Here is an 18291-nt window from a genome sequence, read left to right on the forward strand (position 1 = left end):
CCGAACACGATCATGCGGGGCGGCGGGACGCTCGACTCGACGAGCAGGGACAGCGGCTGACCGCAGCGCGAGCCGTCCTCGCCGATCTCGACGACGCCGGTGCGCCCGGCGTCCAGCAGGGCGCGGGCCTCCCCCGCCGCCGTGCGGTCCAGCTCCGGGTGGCCGCCGAGCTCTCCCTCGTACTCCCCGGAGGGACGTACGAGAAGGGCGCGGCCGACCAGTTCCGCCGGACCGGAGGTGATGCGGGCGACCGCCGCCGCCTCCCCCGAGGAGGCGGCGGCGAGAGCGGCCGCGAGGACGGTCCTGTCCGCCGAGTCGGCGCGGACCGGGGTGACGAGGATGTCGATGATCCCGCCGCAGGTCAGGCCCACGGCGAAGGCGTCGTCGTCGCTGTAGCCGAACTGTTCGAGGACACTCTCGCCGTCCTCCAGGGCCTGCCGGCACAGTTCGTAGACGGCGCCCTCCACACATCCGCCGGAGACCGATCCGATCGCCGTGCCCTCGCTGTCGACGGCGAGGGCGGCGCCCGGCTGGCGGGGCGCGCTGCCGCCGACCGCCACCACGGTGGCGACGGCGAAGTCACGCCCCTGCTCGACCCACCGGTGCAACTCGTCGGCGATGTCCAGCATTACGGCCTCCTGCTAGGTCTCGGGATGTGCGGAGGGCGGGGCGTCAGTGGACGCCCAGCCATCCTTCGATGGGATTGAGGGCGAAGTAGACGATGAAGATCACCGTCAGCCCCCACATGAAGGCGCCGATCTCACGGATCTTGCCCTGGGCGACCTTGATGGCGACCCAGGAGATGACGCCCGCGGCGACACCGGTGGTGATGGTGTACGTGAAGGGCATGAGCACGACGGTCAGGAAGACCGGGATCGCGGTGGCGCGGTCGGCCCAGTCGACGTGCCGGGCGTTCATCATCATCATCGCTCCGATGACGACGAGCGCGGCGGACGCGACCTCCTGCGGCACGATCGCGGTGAGCGGGGTGAAGAAGAGGCAGGCCGCGAAGAACAGGCCGGTGACGACCGAGGCGAGACCCGTGCGGGCGCCCTCGCCGACGCCGGTCGCGGACTCGACGAACACCGTCTGGCCGGAGCCGCCCGCGACACCGCCGATGGCACCGCCGGCGCCGTCGATGAACAGCGCCTTGGACAGGCCGGGCATGCGGCCCTTGTCGTCGGCCAGGTTGGCCTCGGTGCCGACGCCGATGATGGTGGCCATCGCGTCGAAGAAGCCGGCGAGCACGAGCGTGAAGACGATCATGCCGACGGTCATCGCGCCGACCTCGCCCCAGCCGCCGAACTCGACGTCGCCGAAGAGCGAGAAGTCGGGTGCGGAGACCGCGCTGCCGTGCAGGGCGGGCGTGCCGTTGGCCCACTGCTCGGGGTCGACGACGTCCAGGGCGTTGAGGACGACGGCGACGATGGTGCCGGTGATGATGCCGATCAGGATCGCGCCGGGGATGTTGCGCGCCTGCAGCATGAAGATCAGGAGCAGGGTGCCCGCGAAGATGAGTACGGGCCAGCCCTGGAGTTCGCCGGCGGGGCCGAGGGTGAGCACGGTGGCCTTGCCCTGGTGGACGAAGCCGCCCTTGACCAGGCCGATGATGGCGATGAACAGGCCGATGCCCATGGTGATGCCGTGCTTGAGGGCGAGCGGGATCGCATTCATGATCATCTCGCGTAGCCCGGTGACCACGAGCAGCATGATCACCGCGCCGTACATCACGCACATGCCCATGGCCTGCGGCCAGGTCATCTCGGGTGCGACCTGCGAGGAGATCACGCCGGACACGGAGAGTCCGGCGGCCAGGGCCAGCGGCACCTTGCCGACGAAACCCATGAGGAGCGTGGTGAACGCCGCGGCGAACGCCGTCGCGGTGATCACGGCCTTGGTGGCCATGGTGTCCCCCGCCGCGTCCTTGCCGGACAGGATCAGGGGGTTGAGCAGCAGGATGTACGCCATCGCCATGAAGGTGGTGACGCCGCCGCGCACCTCACGCGCGACCGTGGATCCTCGCCGGGATATGTGAAAGTACCGATCGAGCCAAGACCGGCCGGCCGGGACGCGCGAGCCGGGGCCCGCGTCCTCTGCGGTGGTCTTCGGCTCCACTGACGACTGGGTCATGGTGCCTACTCCCAAGGTTCACAGGGGCACCCGCTGAGCTGCGGGATTTGGGATGGTGCGTTGGCTGCACGACCCGGGGGACGGCCCGAGACGAACGAACATCTCCCTCGTGCAGAGGGGGAGTTGAGCTCCGAGCGGTGTGGGCGGGAAGTGTGACGTTCCTGGGAGGCACACACCGCTCGGAGAACCTTGCTGATCCCCGAGCGGGGGGATCGATCCCTCAGCGGGGGATCACGTACCGGTGATGTGCTCCGGGCGCACCGGCGTCTTGTTGAGCTCCAGACCGGTCGCGTTCCGGATGGCCGCGAGGACCGCCGGCGTCGACGACAGGGTCGGGGCCTCGCCGATGCCACGGAGCCCGTACGGCGCGTGGTCGTCGGCGAGTTCGAGCACGTCGACGGGGATGGTCGGCGTGTCGAGGATGGTGGGGATCAGGTAGTCCGTGAAGGAGGGGTTCCTGACCTTCGCGGTCTTCGGGTCGACGATGATCTCCTCCATCACCGCGACGCCCAGGCCCTGGGTGGTGCCACCCTGGATCTGGCCGACGACGGAGAGCGGGTTGAGCGCCTTGCCGACGTCCTGGGCGACGGCGAGCTCGATGACCTTGACCAGGCCCAGCTCGGTGTCGACCTCGACCACCGCGCGGTGCGCGGCGAAGGAGTACTGGACGTGGCCGTTGCCCTGTCCGGTGCGCTTGTCGAAGGCCACGGTGGGACGGTGGCGCCACTCGGCCTCGATCTCGACGGTCTCGCCCTCCAGGACGTCCACGAGGTCGCCGAGGACCTCGCCGCCGTCGGTGACGACCTTGCCGCCCTCCAGGAGCAGTTCGGCGGTGGCCCACGCGGGGTGGTACGAGCCGAACTTGCGGCGGCCGATCTCCAGGACCTTCTCGCGCACGAGCTCGCAGGAGTTCTTGACGGCGCCGCCGGTGACGTACGTCTGGCGCGAAGCGGACGTCGAACCGGCGCTGCCCACCTGGGTGTCGGCGGGGTGGATCGTCACCTGCGTGACGCCCAGCTCGGTCCGCGCGATCTGCGCGTGCACCGTCACACCGCCCTGGCCGACCTCGGCCATGGCCGTGTGCACGGTCGCGACGGGCTCGCCGTTGATGACCTCCATGCGCACCTTGGCGGTGGAGTAGTCGTCGAAGCCCTCGGAGAAGCCGACGTTCTTGATGCCGACCGCGTAGCCGACGCCGCGCACGACGCCCTCGCCGTGCGAGGTGTTGGACAGGCCGCCGGGCAGCTGGCGCACGTCGGCGCCCTCGCTGGACTCCCACTGGCGCTCGGGCGGCAGCGGGCGGGCCTTGATGCGGCGCAGCAGCTCGGCGACCGGGGCCGGCGAGTCGACCGGCTGGCCGGTCGGCATGATCGTGCCCTGCTCCATGGCGTTGAGCCTGCGGAACTCGACCCGGTCCATGCCCACCTTGTCGGCGAGCTTGTCCATCTGGGCCTCGTAGGCGAAGCAGGCCTGGACGGCGCCGAAGCCGCGCATCGCGCCGCACGGCGGGTTGTTGGAGTAGAGGGCGATGGCCTCGATCTCGACGTCGTCGATCACGTACGGACCGACCGACAGGGACGAGGCGTTGCCCACGACCGCCGGGGAGGCCGACGCGTAGGCGCCGCCGTCCAGGACGATCTTGCACTTCATGTGCGTGAGCTTGCCGTCCTTGGTGGCGCCGTGCTCGTAGTAGAGCTTCGCCGGGTGGCGGTGCACGTGGCCGAAGAAGGACTCGAAGCGGTTGTAGACGATCTTGACCGGCTTGCCGGTGCGCAGCGCCAGGAGGCAGGCGTGGATCTGCATCGAGATGTCCTCGCGGCCGCCGAAGGCACCGCCGACGCCGGAGAGCGTCATGCGGACCTTCTCCTCGGGCAGGCCGAGGACGGGGGCGATCTGCTCCAGGTCCGAGTGCAGCCACTGGGTGGCGACGTACAGCTCGACGCCGCCGTCCTCGGAGGGCACCGCGAGGCCGGACTCCGGGCCGAGGAAGGCCTGGTCCTGCATGCCGAAGGTGTACTCGCCCTTGACGACGAAGTCGGCCTTCTCGGCCGCCTCGTCCGCGTTGCCGCGGATGATCGGCTGGCGGTGCACGATGTTGGCGTGCGGGACGTGCTCGATGTACTCGTCGGTGCGGTTCTCGTGGACGTGCACGGCGTCGGGAGCGGTCGCCGAGGCCTCATCGGTGATGAGGGGCAGCTCCCTGTACTCGATCACGATCTTCGCGGCGGCGCGGCGCGCGGTCTCCGGGTGGTCGGCGGCCACGAGGGCGACCGGCTCTCCGTGGTGGCGGACCTTGCCGTGGGCGAGCACCGGGGTGTCCTGGAGCTCCAGACCGTAGTGCTTCATCTCGGCCGGCAGGTCGTCGTAGGTCAGGACGGCGTAGACGCCGTCCATCGCGAGGGCCTGGCTCGTGTCGATCGACACGATCTCGGCGTGCGCCACGGTGGAGCGCAGCGTCTGGCCCCACAGCATGTCCTCGTGCCACATGTCCGAGGAGTACGCGAACTCGCCGGTGACCTTGAGGGTGCCGTCGGGCCGCAGCGTGGACTCGCCGATGCCGCCCTTGGTCTGCGAACCCTGGGTGATCTTCGTGGGTGCGCCGGTCGTACGGGTGGATCCCATGGTCAGACCGCCTCTTCCTGACGATCCTGGCGCGCGGCGGCGAGGCGGACCGCGTCCAGGATCTTCTCGTAACCGGTGCAGCGGCAGAGGTTGCCGGAGAGCGCCTCGCGGATGTCGGCGTCGGTCGGCTGCGGGTTGCGCTCCAGCATCTCGTCGGCCGCGACGAGCAGGCCGGGGGTGCAGAAGCCGCACTGCACGGCGCCGGCGTCGATGAACGCCTGCTGGATCGGGGAGAGTTCGGAGCCCTCGCCGGTCTGCGAGTCGGTGGGCCTGGCCTGCCACTGCTGGGCGTCCTGGAGCGAGGTGCCGCAGGCTCCGGAGGCGCAGCCGGCCCCCGGGTGGGCGTCGTCGCGGTGCTTGGCGTAGTCGGCGAGGCCCTCGACGGTGGTGACCTCACGGCCCTCCACCTGGCCGGCGGCGACCAGACACGAACACACCGGGACCCCGTCGAGCCGGACGGTGCAGGAGCCGCACTCGCCCTGCTCGCAGGCGTTCTTGGAGCCGGGCAGACCCATGCGCTCGCGCAGCACGTAGAGCAGGGACTCGCCCTCCCAGACGTCGTCGGCTTCCTGCTGACGGCCGTTGACCGTGAAGTTGACACGCATTACGCGACTCCCTCCGTGCTGCGGCCCTTGCCGCGGTACGACTCCCAGGTCCAGCCGAGCGTGCGGCGGGCCATGATCCCCACGGCGTGGCGGCGGTAGCTCGCCGTGCCGCGCACGTCGTCGATCGGGTTGGCGGCCCCGGAGGCGAGCTCCGCGAACTGCTTGGCGATCGAGGGAGTGATGATCTTCTTGCTGTCCCAGAAGCCGCCCTCTTCGAGCGCCGCGTTCAGGAACTCCTCGGCCGCCTTGGCCCGGATCGGGGTCGGGGCGGCGGAGCCGATGCCGGTCCGCACGGTGCGGGTCTCGGGGTGCAGCGCGATGCCGAAGGCGCACACGGCGATGACCATGGCGTTGCGGGTGCCGACTTTGGAGTACTGCTGCGGGCCGTCCGCCTTCTTGATGTGGACGGACTTGATGAGCTCGTCCGGGGCGAGCGCGTTGCGCTTCACGCCGGTGTAGAACTCGTCGATCGGGATCAGGCGCGAGCCGCGCACCGACTCGACCTCGACCTCGCAGTCGGCGGCGAGCAGCGCCGGGTGGGCGTCGCCGGCCGGGGACGCCGTGCCGAGGTTGCCGCCCACGCCGCCGCGGTTGCGGATCTGGGGGGAGGCGACCGTGTGCGAGGCGAGCGCGAGGCCGGGGAGCTCGGTGCGGAGCTCCTCCATGATCTGCGTGTACGGGACGGAGGCGCCCAGCTGGACCGTCTCCTCGCCCACCTCCCACTCGCGCAGCTCGACGATGCGGTTGAGGTCAAGCAGGTACTCGGGACGACGGTGGTCGAAGTTGATCTCGACCATCACGTCGGTGCCACCCGCAATCGGCACAGCCGTGGGGTGCTCGGCCTTCGCGGCGAGCGCCTCCTCCCAGCTGGCGGGGCGAAGGAAGTCCATGAGGCTCTCTTCTTCGTATCGGGGTCGTTCGCTTCGAGGGACTGGGGGATTCCGTTCCGGCCACTCGGGCCGTTCGTCCCTCGACTGCTCGTTCATGTGCTGTTAACGCGGAGTGGGGCAAGTACACCGCCCGGTCGTCCGATGGGGTCAGTCACCGAAACCATGAAGGAGTTGGCTGGCCAAGGCGCGCGTCTTGTAGATTCGTATGAAGAACGCGCCTCAGTAACCTCGCGGATTCCCCCGGGAAACCTCAGACGCCCTTCGGCGCAGGGCCCCGGCTCTACAGGGCCCACCTGCTTGTACACCACATTCGAGACAGATCGGCGGCGACGACACCATGCGGCTGCGCGCACTCCTTGACACCGACGCGCTGGGCCTGCGGCTGCTCGGCGGCGAGGACGAGCTGGACCGCACCGTGCGCGGTGTGATGACCACGGACCTGCGGGACCCGAGCCGCTACCTGGCGGGCGGCGAGCTGGTCCTCACGGGTCTGGCCTGGCGGCACGACGCCTCGGACACCGAGCCCTTCGTCCGTATCCTCGCGAGCGCCGGAGTGGCGGCCCTGGCGGCCGGCGAGGCCGAGCTGGGCGACATCCCCGACGACATCGTCGAGGCCTGCGCCCGGCACCGCCTGCCCCTCTTCGCCGTCAACGAATCCGTCGCGTTCGCGACCATCACCGAGCACGTCGTGCGACAGGTCTCCGGCGAGCGCGCCGGGGACCTGGCCGCCGTCGTCGACCGGCACCGCCGCCTGATGACCTCGGGCCCGGCGGGCGGGGGCCCCGACGTCGTCCTCGACCTGCTCGGCAGCGACCTGGACCTGCGCGCCTGGGTGCTCTCGCCCGCGGGGCGCGTGATCGCCGGATCGGGCGCGGCCGGGGCGCTGCTGCCGGGCACCCTGTGCGCGCGGCTCGCCGGGGAGCATCTGGCGGCCACCCGGACGGGGCGGCGCGGGCCGCACCGGGTGACGGTGGACGGCGTCACGTACTCGCTGTTCCCCATGCGGACCAGGGGGCACCTGCCGGCCGTGGACGGCGCGGCGCGCGGCGCGGGCGGCGCCTCCCGGGACGTGCGCGAGACGGTGCTCTCCGACTGGGTGCTCGCCGTGGAGGCCGACGCGGGCGACTGGCCCGAGGAGCGGCTCGACCTGCTGCAGGGCGTGACCCAGCTGATCGCCGTGGAGCGCGACCGGCGCGACGCGGCCCGCACGGTCCGCCGACGCCTTGCCCAGGAGGTCCTGGAGCTGGTCCAGACGGGTGCCGCCCCGGCGGAGATCGCCGCGCGCCTGCGCGTCGCGGCGCCGGTCCTGCTGCCGGGCCTGGGCGCGGCCCCGCACTGGCAGGTCGTGGTGGCCCGCGTGGAGTGGGACGGCGGCGACATCGAGGGCGGCCCGGTCGCCCAGTCGCTCCTGGAGGAGATCCTCGTCGACCCGCTGTCGGCGGGCCCCGAGCCGTCCGACCGCATCGCGGTGGCCCATACGGGTGACGAGGCGATCGCGCTCGTACCGCTGCCCGCCGTCTCGAACGAGCACGACGGCTCGGAGACGGGCCTGCTGGCCGACTCCCTGCTCGCGTCCGTCCGCGACCCGCTCGCGGCGGGCCTCGCCGACGACGGCCGCCTCACGCTCGGCGTCAGCGCGTCCGTGCACTCGGCGGAGGGCCTGCGCGGCGCCCTGGAGGAGGCGCGGCACGCCCGCCGCGTCGCCGCCGCCCGCCCCGGCCGGGTCTGCGCGGCCGGACACCAGGAGCTGGCCTCGCACGTGCTGCTGCTTCCGTTCGTGCCGGACGACGTGCGCCGGGCCTTCACCGCGCGGCTCCTCGACCCGCTGCGGGAGTACGACCAGCGCCACCGCGCCGAGCTGATCCCGACCCTGGAGGCGTTCCTCGACTGCGACGGCTCCTGGACGCGCTGCGCGACGCGGCTGCACCTGCACGTCAACACGCTGCGCTATCGGGTGGGCCGCATCGAGCAGTTGACGAGTCGTGATCTCTCGCGCCTGGAGGACAAGCTCGATTTCTTCCTCGCGCTGCGCATGAGCTGAGGGAATGCCCCGGGCGGACGGGCCGGGCCCCGTCCGCCCCGCGCCCCGTTCCTTGCCCGCCCTTTGTGAATTCTTTCACCCAGCCTCTTGGCCGGACGCCGGGATCCATGCTGAGATTCGCCCACGACTCAACAGCTCAATGGTGTGCTCGGGGAGGGCAACGTGGCGCATACCGCCATGTCTGGTACCGGAACGACTGCAGAACACGATCCACTCCAGACCGCGGTATGGCGGCTGCGCTCGCGCGGCTGCTGGACCGACGCTGCGGCGCTGCTCGCCCCGCGTGCCGGGGCGGCCGCGGCACTCCAGCGGACGGCGCTCCTCGTCGAGCGGTGCCTGTTCACCGGGGAGGGCTGGGGCGAGGCCGAGGACGGACTGCGCACCGCCGAGGCGATCGCCGAGAACGACGACGACCGCGGCGCCGCCGCCTGCGAACGGGGTCAACTGGCGTACGCCTCTACGGTGTTGGGCGTACGCGACCGCGCCGACGAAGCGCGTACGGCGCTCGGCAGGGCGGCGGCGCTGCTCGCCCCGAACGCTCCCGGGCGCCCGCTGCTCGACTTCCGCCGCGGACTGATCGCGGAGCACATCGCCGACTCGCCGCAGGCGGCGAAGGCCGCCTACCGCAGGGCGCACGCGGGCGCCACGGCCCACTCCGACCCCCTGCTGCTCTCCTTCACCTGGCGCCATCTGGCCGGACTCGCCCTGCGCGACGGGGAGTTGGCGGAGGCGCGGCACGGCTTCGCGGAGTCCCTGCGGCTGCGCGAGGAGCTCGGCTACCTGGTCGGCACCGCCCCGGCGCTCGCCGCGCTCGCGGACGCCGAGCCGGAGCCGGAGGCCACCCGGCTGCGGGCCGAGGCCACCCGCCTCTTCCGGCTCCTGGGCGGCGTGCCGTCCTGGCTGGCCCAGCACCTGACCCCGCCGCCGGCGCCCGCCGTCTGAGTACGCGGCCCTCCCCGGAGAGGGCCGCCGACGCGGCGGGAGCGGGGCGCGTCAGGCCGCGTCGGCCCCCGCGAAGTGCTCCCTGACCAGCGCGGAGACGACCGTCAGGTCCTGCGCGGCGAGGGCGTCGAGCAGGGCCATGTGCTCGGCCGCGTCCGCCACCAGATCGGCCCGCCTGGCCGCCACGGGGCCGCTCACCAGCGGCCACTGCGAGCGCCGGTGCAGATCGTCCGCGACCTGCACCAGCTGCTGGTTGCCGGAGAGGGCGAGCACGGCGCCGTGGAAGGCGCGGTCCGACTCGGCGTAGCGCGCGAGGTCGCCGCCGGCGGCGGCCGCCGCGGTCGCCTCGGCCAGCGGCCGCAGCTCGGCCCACCGCTCCGCGGCCACCGAACGGGCCAGCTTCAGCATCACCGGCACCTCGATGAGCGCCCGCACCTCGGCCAGCTCCGCCAGCTCCCGCGCGCTGCGCTCGGTGACCCGGAAGCCGCGGTTGGGGACGACCTCCACGGCGCCCTCGGCGGCCAGCTGCTGCATCGCCTCGCGCACGGGTGTCGCGGAGACGCCGAACCGCTCGCCGAGGACCGGCGCCGAGTACACCTCGCCGGGCGTGAGCTCACCGCCGACGAGGGCGGCCCGCAGCGCGTCGAGGATCTGCCCGCGCACGGAGTTGCGCCGCACCGCGCGGCGCGGGCCGTCCGGGTGCGCACCACGGGTGTGTCCGCCGCGGGTCTCCGCGGGCGTACGGGCCTCCACCGGAGCGGATTCCCGGGCCTTCGTCGGCGCGGACCCGCGGTCCGGGCCGCCCGCCTGCTCCGGTACGCGGACGCGCGGCGCCCCGGCGAAGGGGTCCGCCCCACCGCCTCCGGTCTGCTCCACGACGTTCACCCGCGTCCGCCCGCCCTGCCTCTGCCCGCTCCGAAAGGTACGAGAGGCACCATAGGCGGACAGGACCGCAGTTGAAACCTCGATCACGTCGGGTAAGGTAAGGCTAACCTGCAATCGATCGCGATTCGGTGGTCCCCCGTATGTCCGTCCCCACCTTGGCCGCGCCCGCCCAGGGCGCCCCCAGTGCCGTCGCGGACTCCTATGCCCGCCTCACCGAGGTGTTCCCCGGGCTGCGCGTGACCGAGCTCGGCCACGGGGAACAGGCCCCCCAGGGCGGCGGCTGGGTCACCGCCGCCCGGCTCGCGGAGGGCGGGGCCGACCTCGACGCGTTCCTCGCCTGGGACAACGCCCAGGTCCTCAAGGACTACGGCACCCAGGCCCGCCCGGACGTGGTGGCGAGCTTCGGCCTGCACCGCTACGCCTGGCCGGCCACGCTGCTGATCACGGTGCCGTGGTTCCTGCGCCGCCGCGTCCCCCGCTACCCGGTGGCGAACGTCTCCTTCCAGCGGACCCTCGGCCGGATGGCCGTCCGCACCGAGGGCTTCGCCTGCCTGCCCGGCGACCCGGCCGCGGAGCTGCCCGGTGCCCGGGTCGTACCGGACGAGGAGGCGCTGCGCGCGGAGGTGCGGGCGGCGGTCGCCGAGCACCTCGGCCCGCTGCTCGACGGCTTCGGCCCCCGCATGCGGCGCCGCTCGCGCGCGCTGTGGAGCGTCGCCACCGACGAGATCGTCGAGGGCCTCTGGTACATCGCGCACCTGCTCGGCGAGGAGCGGCGGGCGATGACGGAGCTGGAGCGGCTCCTGCCCGGCGCCACCAAGCCGTACGTGGGCACGGCGGGCTTCCGGGAACTGACGGGGCCGAACGGCGAGACGCTGCCGACCCGTGACCGGGCGAGCTGCTGCATGTTCTACACGCTGCGCCCCGAGGACACCTGCGTCACCTGCCCGCGCACCTGCGACGCGGAGCGAATCGCGCGGCTGAGCGCAACCGCTTCGTCCTGAACCACTCTTTCGCGCACGTTTAATCGAACTCAACTCCCGCTCCCCCGGCAGGAGTTCGATGAAAAGTGCGCTCTGCGTGCCCCCTTGCACCCCCTTGGCGTTCTCTTGCCCCGAAACCCCCTGAGGGGCATCGGGATTGGGCCACTATTGCGCCCGAAACGCCCTACCGCGATGCAAGGGACCCCAGATGAGACTGACCGACATATCGCTGGACTGGCTGCTTCCCGGCGGCGTCCTGCTCCTGGGCATACTGGTGGCGGTGGCGGTGCTCGCACGCGGCAAGCGGAGCCAGGAGAAGGCGGCGTCGAACGACGACTCGTGGGAGCGCAGCGAGGAGCGCCGCAGACGCAAGGAAGCGATCTACGGCACCGCCTCGTACGTGCTGCTGTTCTGCTGTGCGGCGGTCGCCGCCGCGCTCTCCTTCCACGGCCTGGTCGGCTTCGGGCAGCAGAACCTCAGCCTCTCCGGGGGCTGGGAGTACCTGGTGCCGTTCGGCCTCGACGGCGCGGCGATGTTCTGTTCCGTCCTCGCCGTGCGCGAGGCGAGCCACGGCGACGCGGCGCTCGGTTCGCGGCTGCTCGTGTGGACGTTCGCGGGTGCGGCCGCCTGGTTCAACTGGGTGCACGCGCCACGGGGGTTGGGCCACGCCGGCGCCCCCCACTTCTTCGCCGGGATGTCGCTGTCGGCGGCCGTGCTCTTCGACCGGGCGCTGAAGCAGACCCGCCGCGCCGCACTGCGCGAGCAGGGCCTGGTGCCGCGGCCGCTGCCGCAGATCCGCATCGTCCGCTGGCTGCGGGCGCCCCGTGAGACCTTCGGCGCCTGGTCGCTGATGCTCCTGGAAGGCGTACGCACCCTGGACGAGGCCGTCGAGGAGGTGCGGGAGGACCGCCGCGAGAAGGAGCGCACGCGGATGCGCAGGCGCGACCAGGAGAAGCTGGAGCGCGCGCAGCTCAAGGCGCTCAGCAGGGGTCACCGGAACTGGCAGGGCCGCGGTGGCGGCCGCCAGGTGGACGTGCAGGCCGTCGCTCCGGCCGCCGGGTCCGCGCAGGTCGGCGCGGACCCTGCCATAGCGGCGCAGGACCAGCTGCCGGTACGCTCCCGACCCTCCCTCCAGGCCGTCAAGGGCGGCCCTGAGGGTGCCGCGCCCGTCACCGTCGACCTGACGGCGGAGGACGACACCATGACCCTGCCCCGGCTCGATTCGCTGGAGCAGAAGCTGAAGGACCTGGAGCAGCAGTTCGGCTGACAGGCCGACCGCCGGACCAGGACCGGCCCACCCCGTGCGGCGACAGGACGCCGTGGGTCCGGCGGCGGCGGGCATCACGCCATGCCGCCGCCGTTCAGTTCGAACCACACCACCTTCCCCACGCCGTGCGCCCGGACGCCCCACGCGTCGGCGAGTGACTGCACGAGCACCAGGCCCCTGCCGTGCGTGCCGTCGTCGGCGTTCGGTACGCACGGCTTGGGACGGCGCCCCACGAAGTCCCTGACCTCGACGCGCAGGCCGCGCGGGCCCACGGTGGCGGTGACGATCGCGTCGTGATCGGTGTGCACCAGTGCGTTCGTGACCAGTTCACTGGTGAGGAGCTCGGCGATGTCGGATCTGCCCGGTTTCCCCCAGTGCCGCAGCAGTTCCCTCAGAGCCTTTCTGACCTCGGACACCGCACGGAGATCCGCCCTTCCCAGCCGGCGCCTCAGCTGGACCCCTTCGGGTCCGTCCGGCGTCTGTCCGGTCGTCTCGGTCCGTGCCTTCGACGAGGACGTCCCCATTCCCCCGGGGCCGCCCCCACGTGACTGCCTCGTCATGACCCCCGCCCACAGAGCGATATGCCTGCCTCCTTGCTCGAACAACTTCACGGAATGCATGCCCCGGGCCGCAGGCGGCACGCCTGTCGAATCGTCAACCACCGGCGGGGATGCACCGGAGCGATTGGGGGGAAGGGAAGCGGTGGACACCCGCCGCCGAGCTTTCCGAGGAGCCCGAGTGCACGACGACAGACTGCTGGTGGAAGGCCGCCTGGAGCGGGCGCTGCGCCAGTTCATCCGCCCGGCCCAGTACGCGCGGCGGGTGCCGCTCACCCTCTCCGTGTGGCATGCCCCGGGCGAACCGGTGCCCGCCGCGACCGCTCTCGAAGCCGCGTACGAACCCTTCGAGACCGGCACGGAGTGGGGAAACCCCTGGTCCACCAGTTGGTTCCGGATTCAAGGAGAAGTGCCCGAGGAGTGGCGCGGCCGGCGCGTCGAGGTGGTCGTCGACCCGGGCTTCTCCGGCGAGGGACCCGGCTTCCAGGCGGAGGGTCTGGTGTACGACGCGGCGGGCGTTCCCCTCAAGGGGATTCACCCGCGCAATCGGCATATTCCGGTGGCCTCCCCGGCCCGGGGAGGCGAACCGGTACATCTACTCCTGGAGGCGGCGGCGAATCCCGCCGTCCTGCACGACTTCATGCCGACACCCCTCGGCGACGTCCTGACCGCAGGCAATACCCCGATCTACCGATTCGCGTCTGCCGACCTCGCCGTACTGGACGAGGACGTATGGCAGTTGACCTTGGACATCGAGGTCCTCTCCGAGCTGATGGGCGAACTGGACTCCGAACGTCCGCGTCGGCACGAGATCCTGCGGGCGCTTGAGGACATGCTCGACGCGCTCGATCTCCACGACGTCTCCGGCACGGCCGCCGCCGCGCGCGCGGAGCTCGCCGAGGTGCTCGCGCGGCCCGCCCACGCCAGCGCGCACCGGGTATCGGCCGCCGGGCACGCGCACATCGACTCGGCATGGCTGTGGCCGCTGCGCGAGACGGTGCGGAAGGCGTCGCGCACCTTTGCCAATGTGACGGCGCTCGCAAAGGAGTATCCGGAGCTGGTCTTCGCCTGTTCGCAGGCCCAGCAGTACGCCTGGGTCAAGGAGCACCAGCCGCACATCTGGGAGCGCATCAAGAAGGCTGTCGCGGACGGGAACTGGGCTCCGGTGGGCTCGATGTGGGTCGAGTCGGACGCCAACATGCCCGGCGGCGAGGCGCTGGCCCGCCAGATCACGCACGGCAGGCGGTTCTTCCGCGAGGAGTTCGGCGTGGAGACGGAGGAGATCTGGCTGCCGGACTCCTTCGGGTACACCGCCGCCTTCCCGCAGCTGGCGAAGCTCGCGGGCGTCCGCTGGTTCCTCACCCAGAAGCTGAGCTGGAACCAGTCCAACAAGATGCCGCACCACACCTTCTGGTGGGAGGGCATCGACGGCACCCGGGTCTTCACGCACTTCCCGCCCGTGGACACCTACAACTCGCAGTTCCACGGCAGCGAACTCGCGCACGCCGAGCGGAACTTCGCCGACAAGGGCCGGGCCACCCGCTCCCTGGTGCCGTTCGGCTGGGGCGACGGCGGGGGCGGCCCCACCCGCGAGATGATGGAGCGGGCCCGCCGGCTGCGCTCCCTGGAGGGCTCGCCGCGCGTCGAGATCGAGAAGCCGTCGGCGTTCTTCGCGGCGGCCGAGGAGGAGTACGGCCCCAAGGCGCCGGTCTGGTCGGGCGAGCTGTACCTGGAGCTGCACCGGGCGACGTACACCACCCAGGCGGCGACCAAGCGCGGCAACCGGCGCAGTGAACACGCGCTGCGCGAAGCGGAGTTGTGGTGCACGGCGGCGGCCGTGCGCGATCCCGCGTACGTCTATCCGTACGACACCCTGGACCGGCTGTGGAAGACGGTGCTGCTCCACCAGTTCCACGACATCCTGCCGGGATCGTCGATCGCCTGGGTGCACCGGGAGGCCCGCGACACCTACGAGCGCGTCCTGGCCGAGCTCGACGAGCTCACCGCGGCGGCGGCGCGCTCCCTGGGCGCGGGCGGCCCCGCCGTCCTGAACGCCTCGCCGTACCCGCGCGAGGAGGTCGTCGAGACCGGCGACGGCACGCTGGCGCACGTCGGCGTGCCCGCGCTCGGCACCCAGAGCCTGGACGCCGCCCGGGAGCCCGCCGCGGGAGCCGCCGCGCACACGACCGGCGACACGATCCTGCTGTCCAACGAACACCTGGGCGTCACCGTCGACGCGGCCGGACTCCTCACCTCCGTGCGGGACCTGGCCGAGGGACGCGAGGTGCTCGCCGCCCCCGGCAACCTCCTCCAGCTGCACCCCGACCACCCCACGCACTACGACGCCTGGGACCTCGACCGGCACTACCGGCGCCGGCACGCCGACCTCACGGACGCCGAGTCCGTGGAGCTCGTGGAGGACGGTCCGCTGCGGGTCGCGGTGCGGGTGGTGCGCTCCTTCGGCGCCTCGCGGATCACCCAGGAGATCCGGCTCGCGGCGGGCAGCAGGCGCGTGGACGTCGTCACGGACGTCGACTGGCGGGAGTCGGAGAAGGTCCTCAAGGCCGCGTTCCCGCTGGACGTGCACGCCGAACGGTCCGCCGCCGAGATCCAGTTCGGCCATGTGCACCGGCCCACGCACGCCAACACCGGATGGGACGCGGCCCGTTTCGAGATCTGCGCGCACCGCTGGCTGCGGGTCGCCGAGGAGGGGTACGGCGTCGCGGTCCTGAACGACTCGACGTACGGCCACGACGTGACGCGCACGGAGCACGGCGACGCGCTCGGCACGACCGTGCGGCTCACGCTGCTGCGGGCCCCGCACAGCCCGGACCCGGAGACGGACCAGGGCACGCACCGCTTCACGTACGCGCTGCTGCCCGGCGCGTCCACCGGTGACGCGGTCGCCGAGGGGCTCGCGCTCAATCTGCCGCTGCGGGTGGCCGACGCGCCGGTCCTCGATCCGCTGGTGCGCGTCGACCATCCGGCGGTGACCGTGGAGTCGGTGAAGCTCGCCGACGACCGCAGCGGCGATGTCGTGGTGCGGCTCTACGAATCGCGGGGCGGGCGCGCCGCCGCGACGCTGAGCACGTCGTTCCCGGTGGCGCGGGCGGAGGTGACGGATCTGCTGGAGCGGCCGCTGCACGAGGCCGACACGGGCGAGGCGGGTCTGGCGCTGGCGCTGCGGCCCTTCCAGATCGTGACGCTGCGGCTGCGTCCGGCGTGAGTGCGCCGGTGCCCGGCCCCCATGGTGCGGGGGCCGGGCACCGGGACCCGGGGGCGCGGGAGCCCCGGGGGCGAGGTCAGGGCCGCGGTACGTTCCGCAGGTTCGAGCGGGCCATCTGCACCATCCGGCCCACCCCGCCGTCCAGGACGATCTTGCTGGCGGAGAGCGCGAAGCCGGTCACCATCTCCGAGCTGATCTTGGGCGGGATGGACAGGGCGTTCGGGTCGGTGACGACGTCGACGAGGGCCGGGCCCTTGTGCGCGAAGGCCTCCTTCAGGGCGCCCGCGAGCTGCTTGGGCTTCTCCACGCGGACGCCGTAGGCCCCGCAGGCGCGGGCGACGGCGGCGAAGTCGGGGTTGTGGTTCGTCGTTCCGTACGAGGGCAGGCCGGCGACCAGCATCTCCAGCTCCACCATCCCGAGGGAGGAGTTGTTGAACAGGACGACCTTCACCGGCAGATCGTGCTGGACGAGCGTGAGGAAGTCGCCCATCAGCATCGAGAAGCCGCCGTCGCCCGACATCGAGACGACCTGGCGCTTCCGGTCGACGAACTGGGCGCCGATCGCCTGCGGCAGGGCGTTGGCCATCGAGCCGTGGCTGAAGGAGCCGATGATGCGGCGCTTGCCGTTCGGGGTGAGATAGCGGGCCGCCCAGACGTTGCACATGCCGGTGTCCACGGTGAAGACCGCGTCGTCGGCGGCGAGGTCGTCGAGGACCGACGCGACGTACTCGGGGTGGATCGGGACGTGCTTCTCGACCTTGCGCGTGTACGCCTTGATGACGCCTTCGAGCGCGTCCGCGTGCTTCTTCAGCATCTTGTCGAGGAACTTGCGGTTCGTCTTCGGCGAGACGCGCGGAGTCAGACAGCGCAGCGTCTCGCGCACGTCGCCCCAGACCGCGAGGTCCAGCTTCGAGCGGCGGCCGAGGTGTTCGGGCCGCACGTCCACCTGCGCGATCTTCACGTCGTCGGGCAGGAACGCGTTGTACGGGAAGTCCGTGCCGAGCAGGATCAGCAGATCGCACTCGTGGGTGGCCTCGTAGGCGGCACCGTAGCCGAGCAGGCCGCTCATGCCGACGTCGAAGGGGTTGTCGTACTGGATCCACTCCTTGCCGCGCAGCGCGTGGCCGACCGGCGACTTGATCTTCTCGGCGAACTCCATCACCTCGGCGTGCGCGCCCGCCGTGCCGCTGCCGCAGAAGAGGGTGACCCGGTCGGCCTCGTCGATCATCGCGGCGAGCTTCTCGATCTCGGCGTCACCGGGGCGCACGGAGGGGCGCGAGGTGACCAGGGCGGTCTCCGCGGCCTTGTCCGGCGCGGGCTCGGAGGCGACGTCACCGGGCAGCGAGACGACGCTGACGCCGGACTGTCCGACGGCGTGCTGGATGGCGGTCTGCACCAGCCGGGGCATCTGCTTCGGGTTGGAGATCAGCTCGCTGTAGTGGCTGCACTCGCGGAACAGCTGGTCGGGGTGCGTCTCCTGGAAGTAGCCGAGGCCGATCTCGGAGGACGGGATGTGCGAGGCCAGGGCGAGGACCGGGGCCATGGAGCGGTGCGCGTCGTACAGGCCGTTGATCAGGTGGAGGTTGCCGGGGCCGCAGGAGCCCGCGCAGGCGGCGAGCCGGCCGGTGACCTGGGCCTCCGCACCGGCCGCGAAGGCGGCGGTCTCCTCGTGCCTGACCTGGATCCAGTCGATCTCACGGGTGCGGCGGATGGCGTCCACGACGGGGTTGAGGCTGTCGCCCACGACTCCGTACAAACGCTTCACGCCCGCGCGGACGAGGATGTCGACGAACTGCTCGGCGACGTTCTGCTTGGCCATGCGGTACGCACCCCTTAGGACCCGTGAGTGGACTGGCTCTGGGTCCATGAATTCACAGGTGCGCCGGTCATGCCTCCCAAACTGCGGCCGCCGTGCGGTCGTCGGCGTAGCCCTTCACCCTCACCTGGATGTCCGCCAGGAAGGCGGCGAGGCCCGGCGGACCGGTCTTCTCCCACCGCTGGGTGAGGTGTTCGGCGAGCTCGGGCTCGCCGCGCAGCGGCTCGGCGAGGCCGCCGCTGCACAGGACGAGCGTGTCACCCGGGCGGGCGACCGAGGCGCGGAAGCGGAAGGGGTCGCGGGGCGGCTCGGTCGCCCGCCCGGGTGACA

At 71.9% G+C, this 18291-nt stretch carries 13 protein-coding genes and 1 pseudogene; 5 read left to right on the plus strand and 9 right to left on the minus strand.

Annotation, left to right across the window (positions count from 1 at the left end):
• The 5 genes from AOK22_RS20265 to AOK22_RS20285 form a co-directional block, all read right to left on the minus strand.
• Positions 1 to 629 (minus strand): XdhC family protein (locus AOK22_RS20265; RefSeq protein WP_167357865.1); only part of this gene is annotated, 629 nt, incomplete at its 3' end.
• Positions 630 to 672: 43 nt separating this feature from the next.
• Positions 673 to 2130: an NCS2 family permease gene (locus tag AOK22_RS20270; protein WP_055700110.1), complete on the minus strand. Its 1458-nt coding sequence runs from the start codon at positions 2128 to 2130 to the stop codon at positions 673 to 675.
• A 231-nt stretch (positions 2131 to 2361) separates the two neighbouring features.
• Positions 2362 to 4752, minus strand: a complete 2391-nt coding sequence (locus AOK22_RS20275; protein WP_055700111.1) for a xanthine dehydrogenase family protein molybdopterin-binding subunit — start codon at positions 4750 to 4752, stop codon at positions 2362 to 2364.
• Between the two features lie 2 nt (positions 4753 to 4754).
• Complete coding sequence (locus tag AOK22_RS20280; RefSeq protein ID WP_055700112.1) at positions 4755 to 5357, minus strand: (2Fe-2S)-binding protein; 603 nt, start codon at positions 5355 to 5357, stop codon at positions 4755 to 4757.
• Positions 5357 to 6247, minus strand: coding sequence for an FAD binding domain-containing protein (locus AOK22_RS20285; RefSeq protein WP_055700113.1), 891 nt, complete (start codon positions 6245 to 6247; stop codon positions 5357 to 5359). The genes AOK22_RS20280 and AOK22_RS20285 overlap by 1 nt, the downstream gene beginning before the upstream one ends.
• A gap of 337 nt (positions 6248 to 6584) precedes the next feature.
• Between AOK22_RS20285 and AOK22_RS20290 the strand changes: the two genes are divergently transcribed.
• A complete protein-coding gene (locus AOK22_RS20290; protein ID WP_055700114.1) occupies positions 6585 to 8288 on the plus strand; it encodes a PucR family transcriptional regulator in 1704 nt (567 codons plus the stop codon).
• A gap of 177 nt (positions 8289 to 8465) precedes the next feature.
• Positions 8466 to 9230 (plus strand): hypothetical protein, encoded by a 765-nt coding sequence (locus AOK22_RS20295; RefSeq protein ID WP_244164908.1) that lies wholly within the window; start codon positions 8466 to 8468, stop codon positions 9228 to 9230.
• Between the two features lie 51 nt (positions 9231 to 9281).
• Here AOK22_RS20295 and AOK22_RS20300 read toward each other — a convergent pair whose 3' ends face one another.
• Complete coding sequence (locus tag AOK22_RS20300) at positions 9282 to 9983, minus strand: GntR family transcriptional regulator (RefSeq protein WP_055700120.1); 702 nt, start codon at positions 9981 to 9983, stop codon at positions 9282 to 9284.
• Between the two features lie 272 nt (positions 9984 to 10255).
• Here AOK22_RS20300 and AOK22_RS20305 point away from each other — a divergent pair, with 272 nt between their 5' ends.
• Positions 10256 to 11116: a (2Fe-2S)-binding protein gene (locus tag AOK22_RS20305; RefSeq protein ID WP_055700115.1), complete on the plus strand. Its 861-nt coding sequence runs from the start codon at positions 10256 to 10258 to the stop codon at positions 11114 to 11116.
• A gap of 187 nt (positions 11117 to 11303) precedes the next feature.
• Positions 11304 to 12362: a DUF2637 domain-containing protein gene (locus tag AOK22_RS20310; protein ID WP_055700116.1), complete on the plus strand. Its 1059-nt coding sequence runs from the start codon at positions 11304 to 11306 to the stop codon at positions 12360 to 12362.
• 74 nt (positions 12363 to 12436) lie between these two features.
• On the opposite strand, the gene AOK22_RS20315 is transcribed toward AOK22_RS20310, so the two are convergent.
• Positions 12437 to 12886: an ATP-binding protein gene (locus AOK22_RS20315; RefSeq protein WP_107101982.1), complete on the minus strand. Its 450-nt coding sequence runs from the start codon at positions 12884 to 12886 to the stop codon at positions 12437 to 12439.
• Positions 12887 to 13100: 214 nt separating this feature from the next.
• On the opposite strand from AOK22_RS20315, the gene AOK22_RS20320 reads away from it, so the two are divergent.
• The gene (locus AOK22_RS20320; RefSeq protein WP_055700117.1) at positions 13101 to 16145 is read left to right on the plus strand and encodes an alpha-mannosidase; all 3045 of its coding nucleotides are present in this window, start codon (positions 13101 to 13103) and stop codon (positions 16143 to 16145) included.
• Between the two features lie 76 nt (positions 16146 to 16221).
• On the opposite strand, the gene AOK22_RS20325 is transcribed toward AOK22_RS20320, so the two are convergent.
• Entirely contained in the window at positions 16222 to 17964 is a 1743-nt protein-coding gene (locus AOK22_RS20325; RefSeq protein WP_055700118.1) for a pyruvate dehydrogenase, read from the minus strand.
• 67 nt (positions 17965 to 18031) lie between these two features.
• Positions 18032 to 18291: pseudogene (locus AOK22_RS20330) on the minus strand (protein phosphatase 2C domain-containing protein); the annotation flags it as partial.

This window comes from Streptomyces silaceus (assembly GCF_001419745.1).
Classification (GTDB): domain Bacteria; phylum Actinomycetota; class Actinomycetes; order Streptomycetales; family Streptomycetaceae; genus Streptomyces; species Streptomyces silaceus.

Excerpts from the sequence above, each read along its gene's own strand:
- AOK22_RS20325 (WP_055700118.1), bottom strand. The coding sequence starts at position 17,964 with ATGGCCAAGCAGAACGTCGCCGAGCAGTTCGTCGACATCCTCGTCCGC.
- AOK22_RS20280 (WP_055700112.1), bottom strand. The coding sequence starts at position 5,357 with ATGCGTGTCAACTTCACGGTCAACGGCCGTCAGCAGGAAGCCGACGAC.
- AOK22_RS20275 (WP_055700111.1), bottom strand. The coding sequence starts at position 4,752 with ATGGGATCCACCCGTACGACCGGCGCACCCACGAAGATCACCCAGGGT.
- AOK22_RS20270 (WP_055700110.1), bottom strand. The coding sequence starts at position 2,130 with ATGACCCAGTCGTCAGTGGAGCCGAAGACCACCGCAGAGGACGCGGGC.
- AOK22_RS20310 (WP_055700116.1), top strand. The coding sequence starts at position 11,304 with ATGAGACTGACCGACATATCGCTGGACTGGCTGCTTCCCGGCGGCGTC.
- AOK22_RS20305 (WP_055700115.1), top strand. The coding sequence starts at position 10,256 with ATGTCCGTCCCCACCTTGGCCGCGCCCGCCCAGGGCGCCCCCAGTGCC.
- AOK22_RS20285 (WP_055700113.1), bottom strand. The coding sequence starts at position 6,247 with ATGGACTTCCTTCGCCCCGCCAGCTGGGAGGAGGCGCTCGCCGCGAAG.
- AOK22_RS20290 (WP_055700114.1), top strand. The coding sequence starts at position 6,585 with ATGCGGCTGCGCGCACTCCTTGACACCGACGCGCTGGGCCTGCGGCTG.
- AOK22_RS20315 (WP_107101982.1), bottom strand. The coding sequence starts at position 12,886 with ATGGGGACGTCCTCGTCGAAGGCACGGACCGAGACGACCGGACAGACG.
- AOK22_RS20295 (WP_244164908.1), top strand. The coding sequence starts at position 8,466 with ATGTCTGGTACCGGAACGACTGCAGAACACGATCCACTCCAGACCGCG.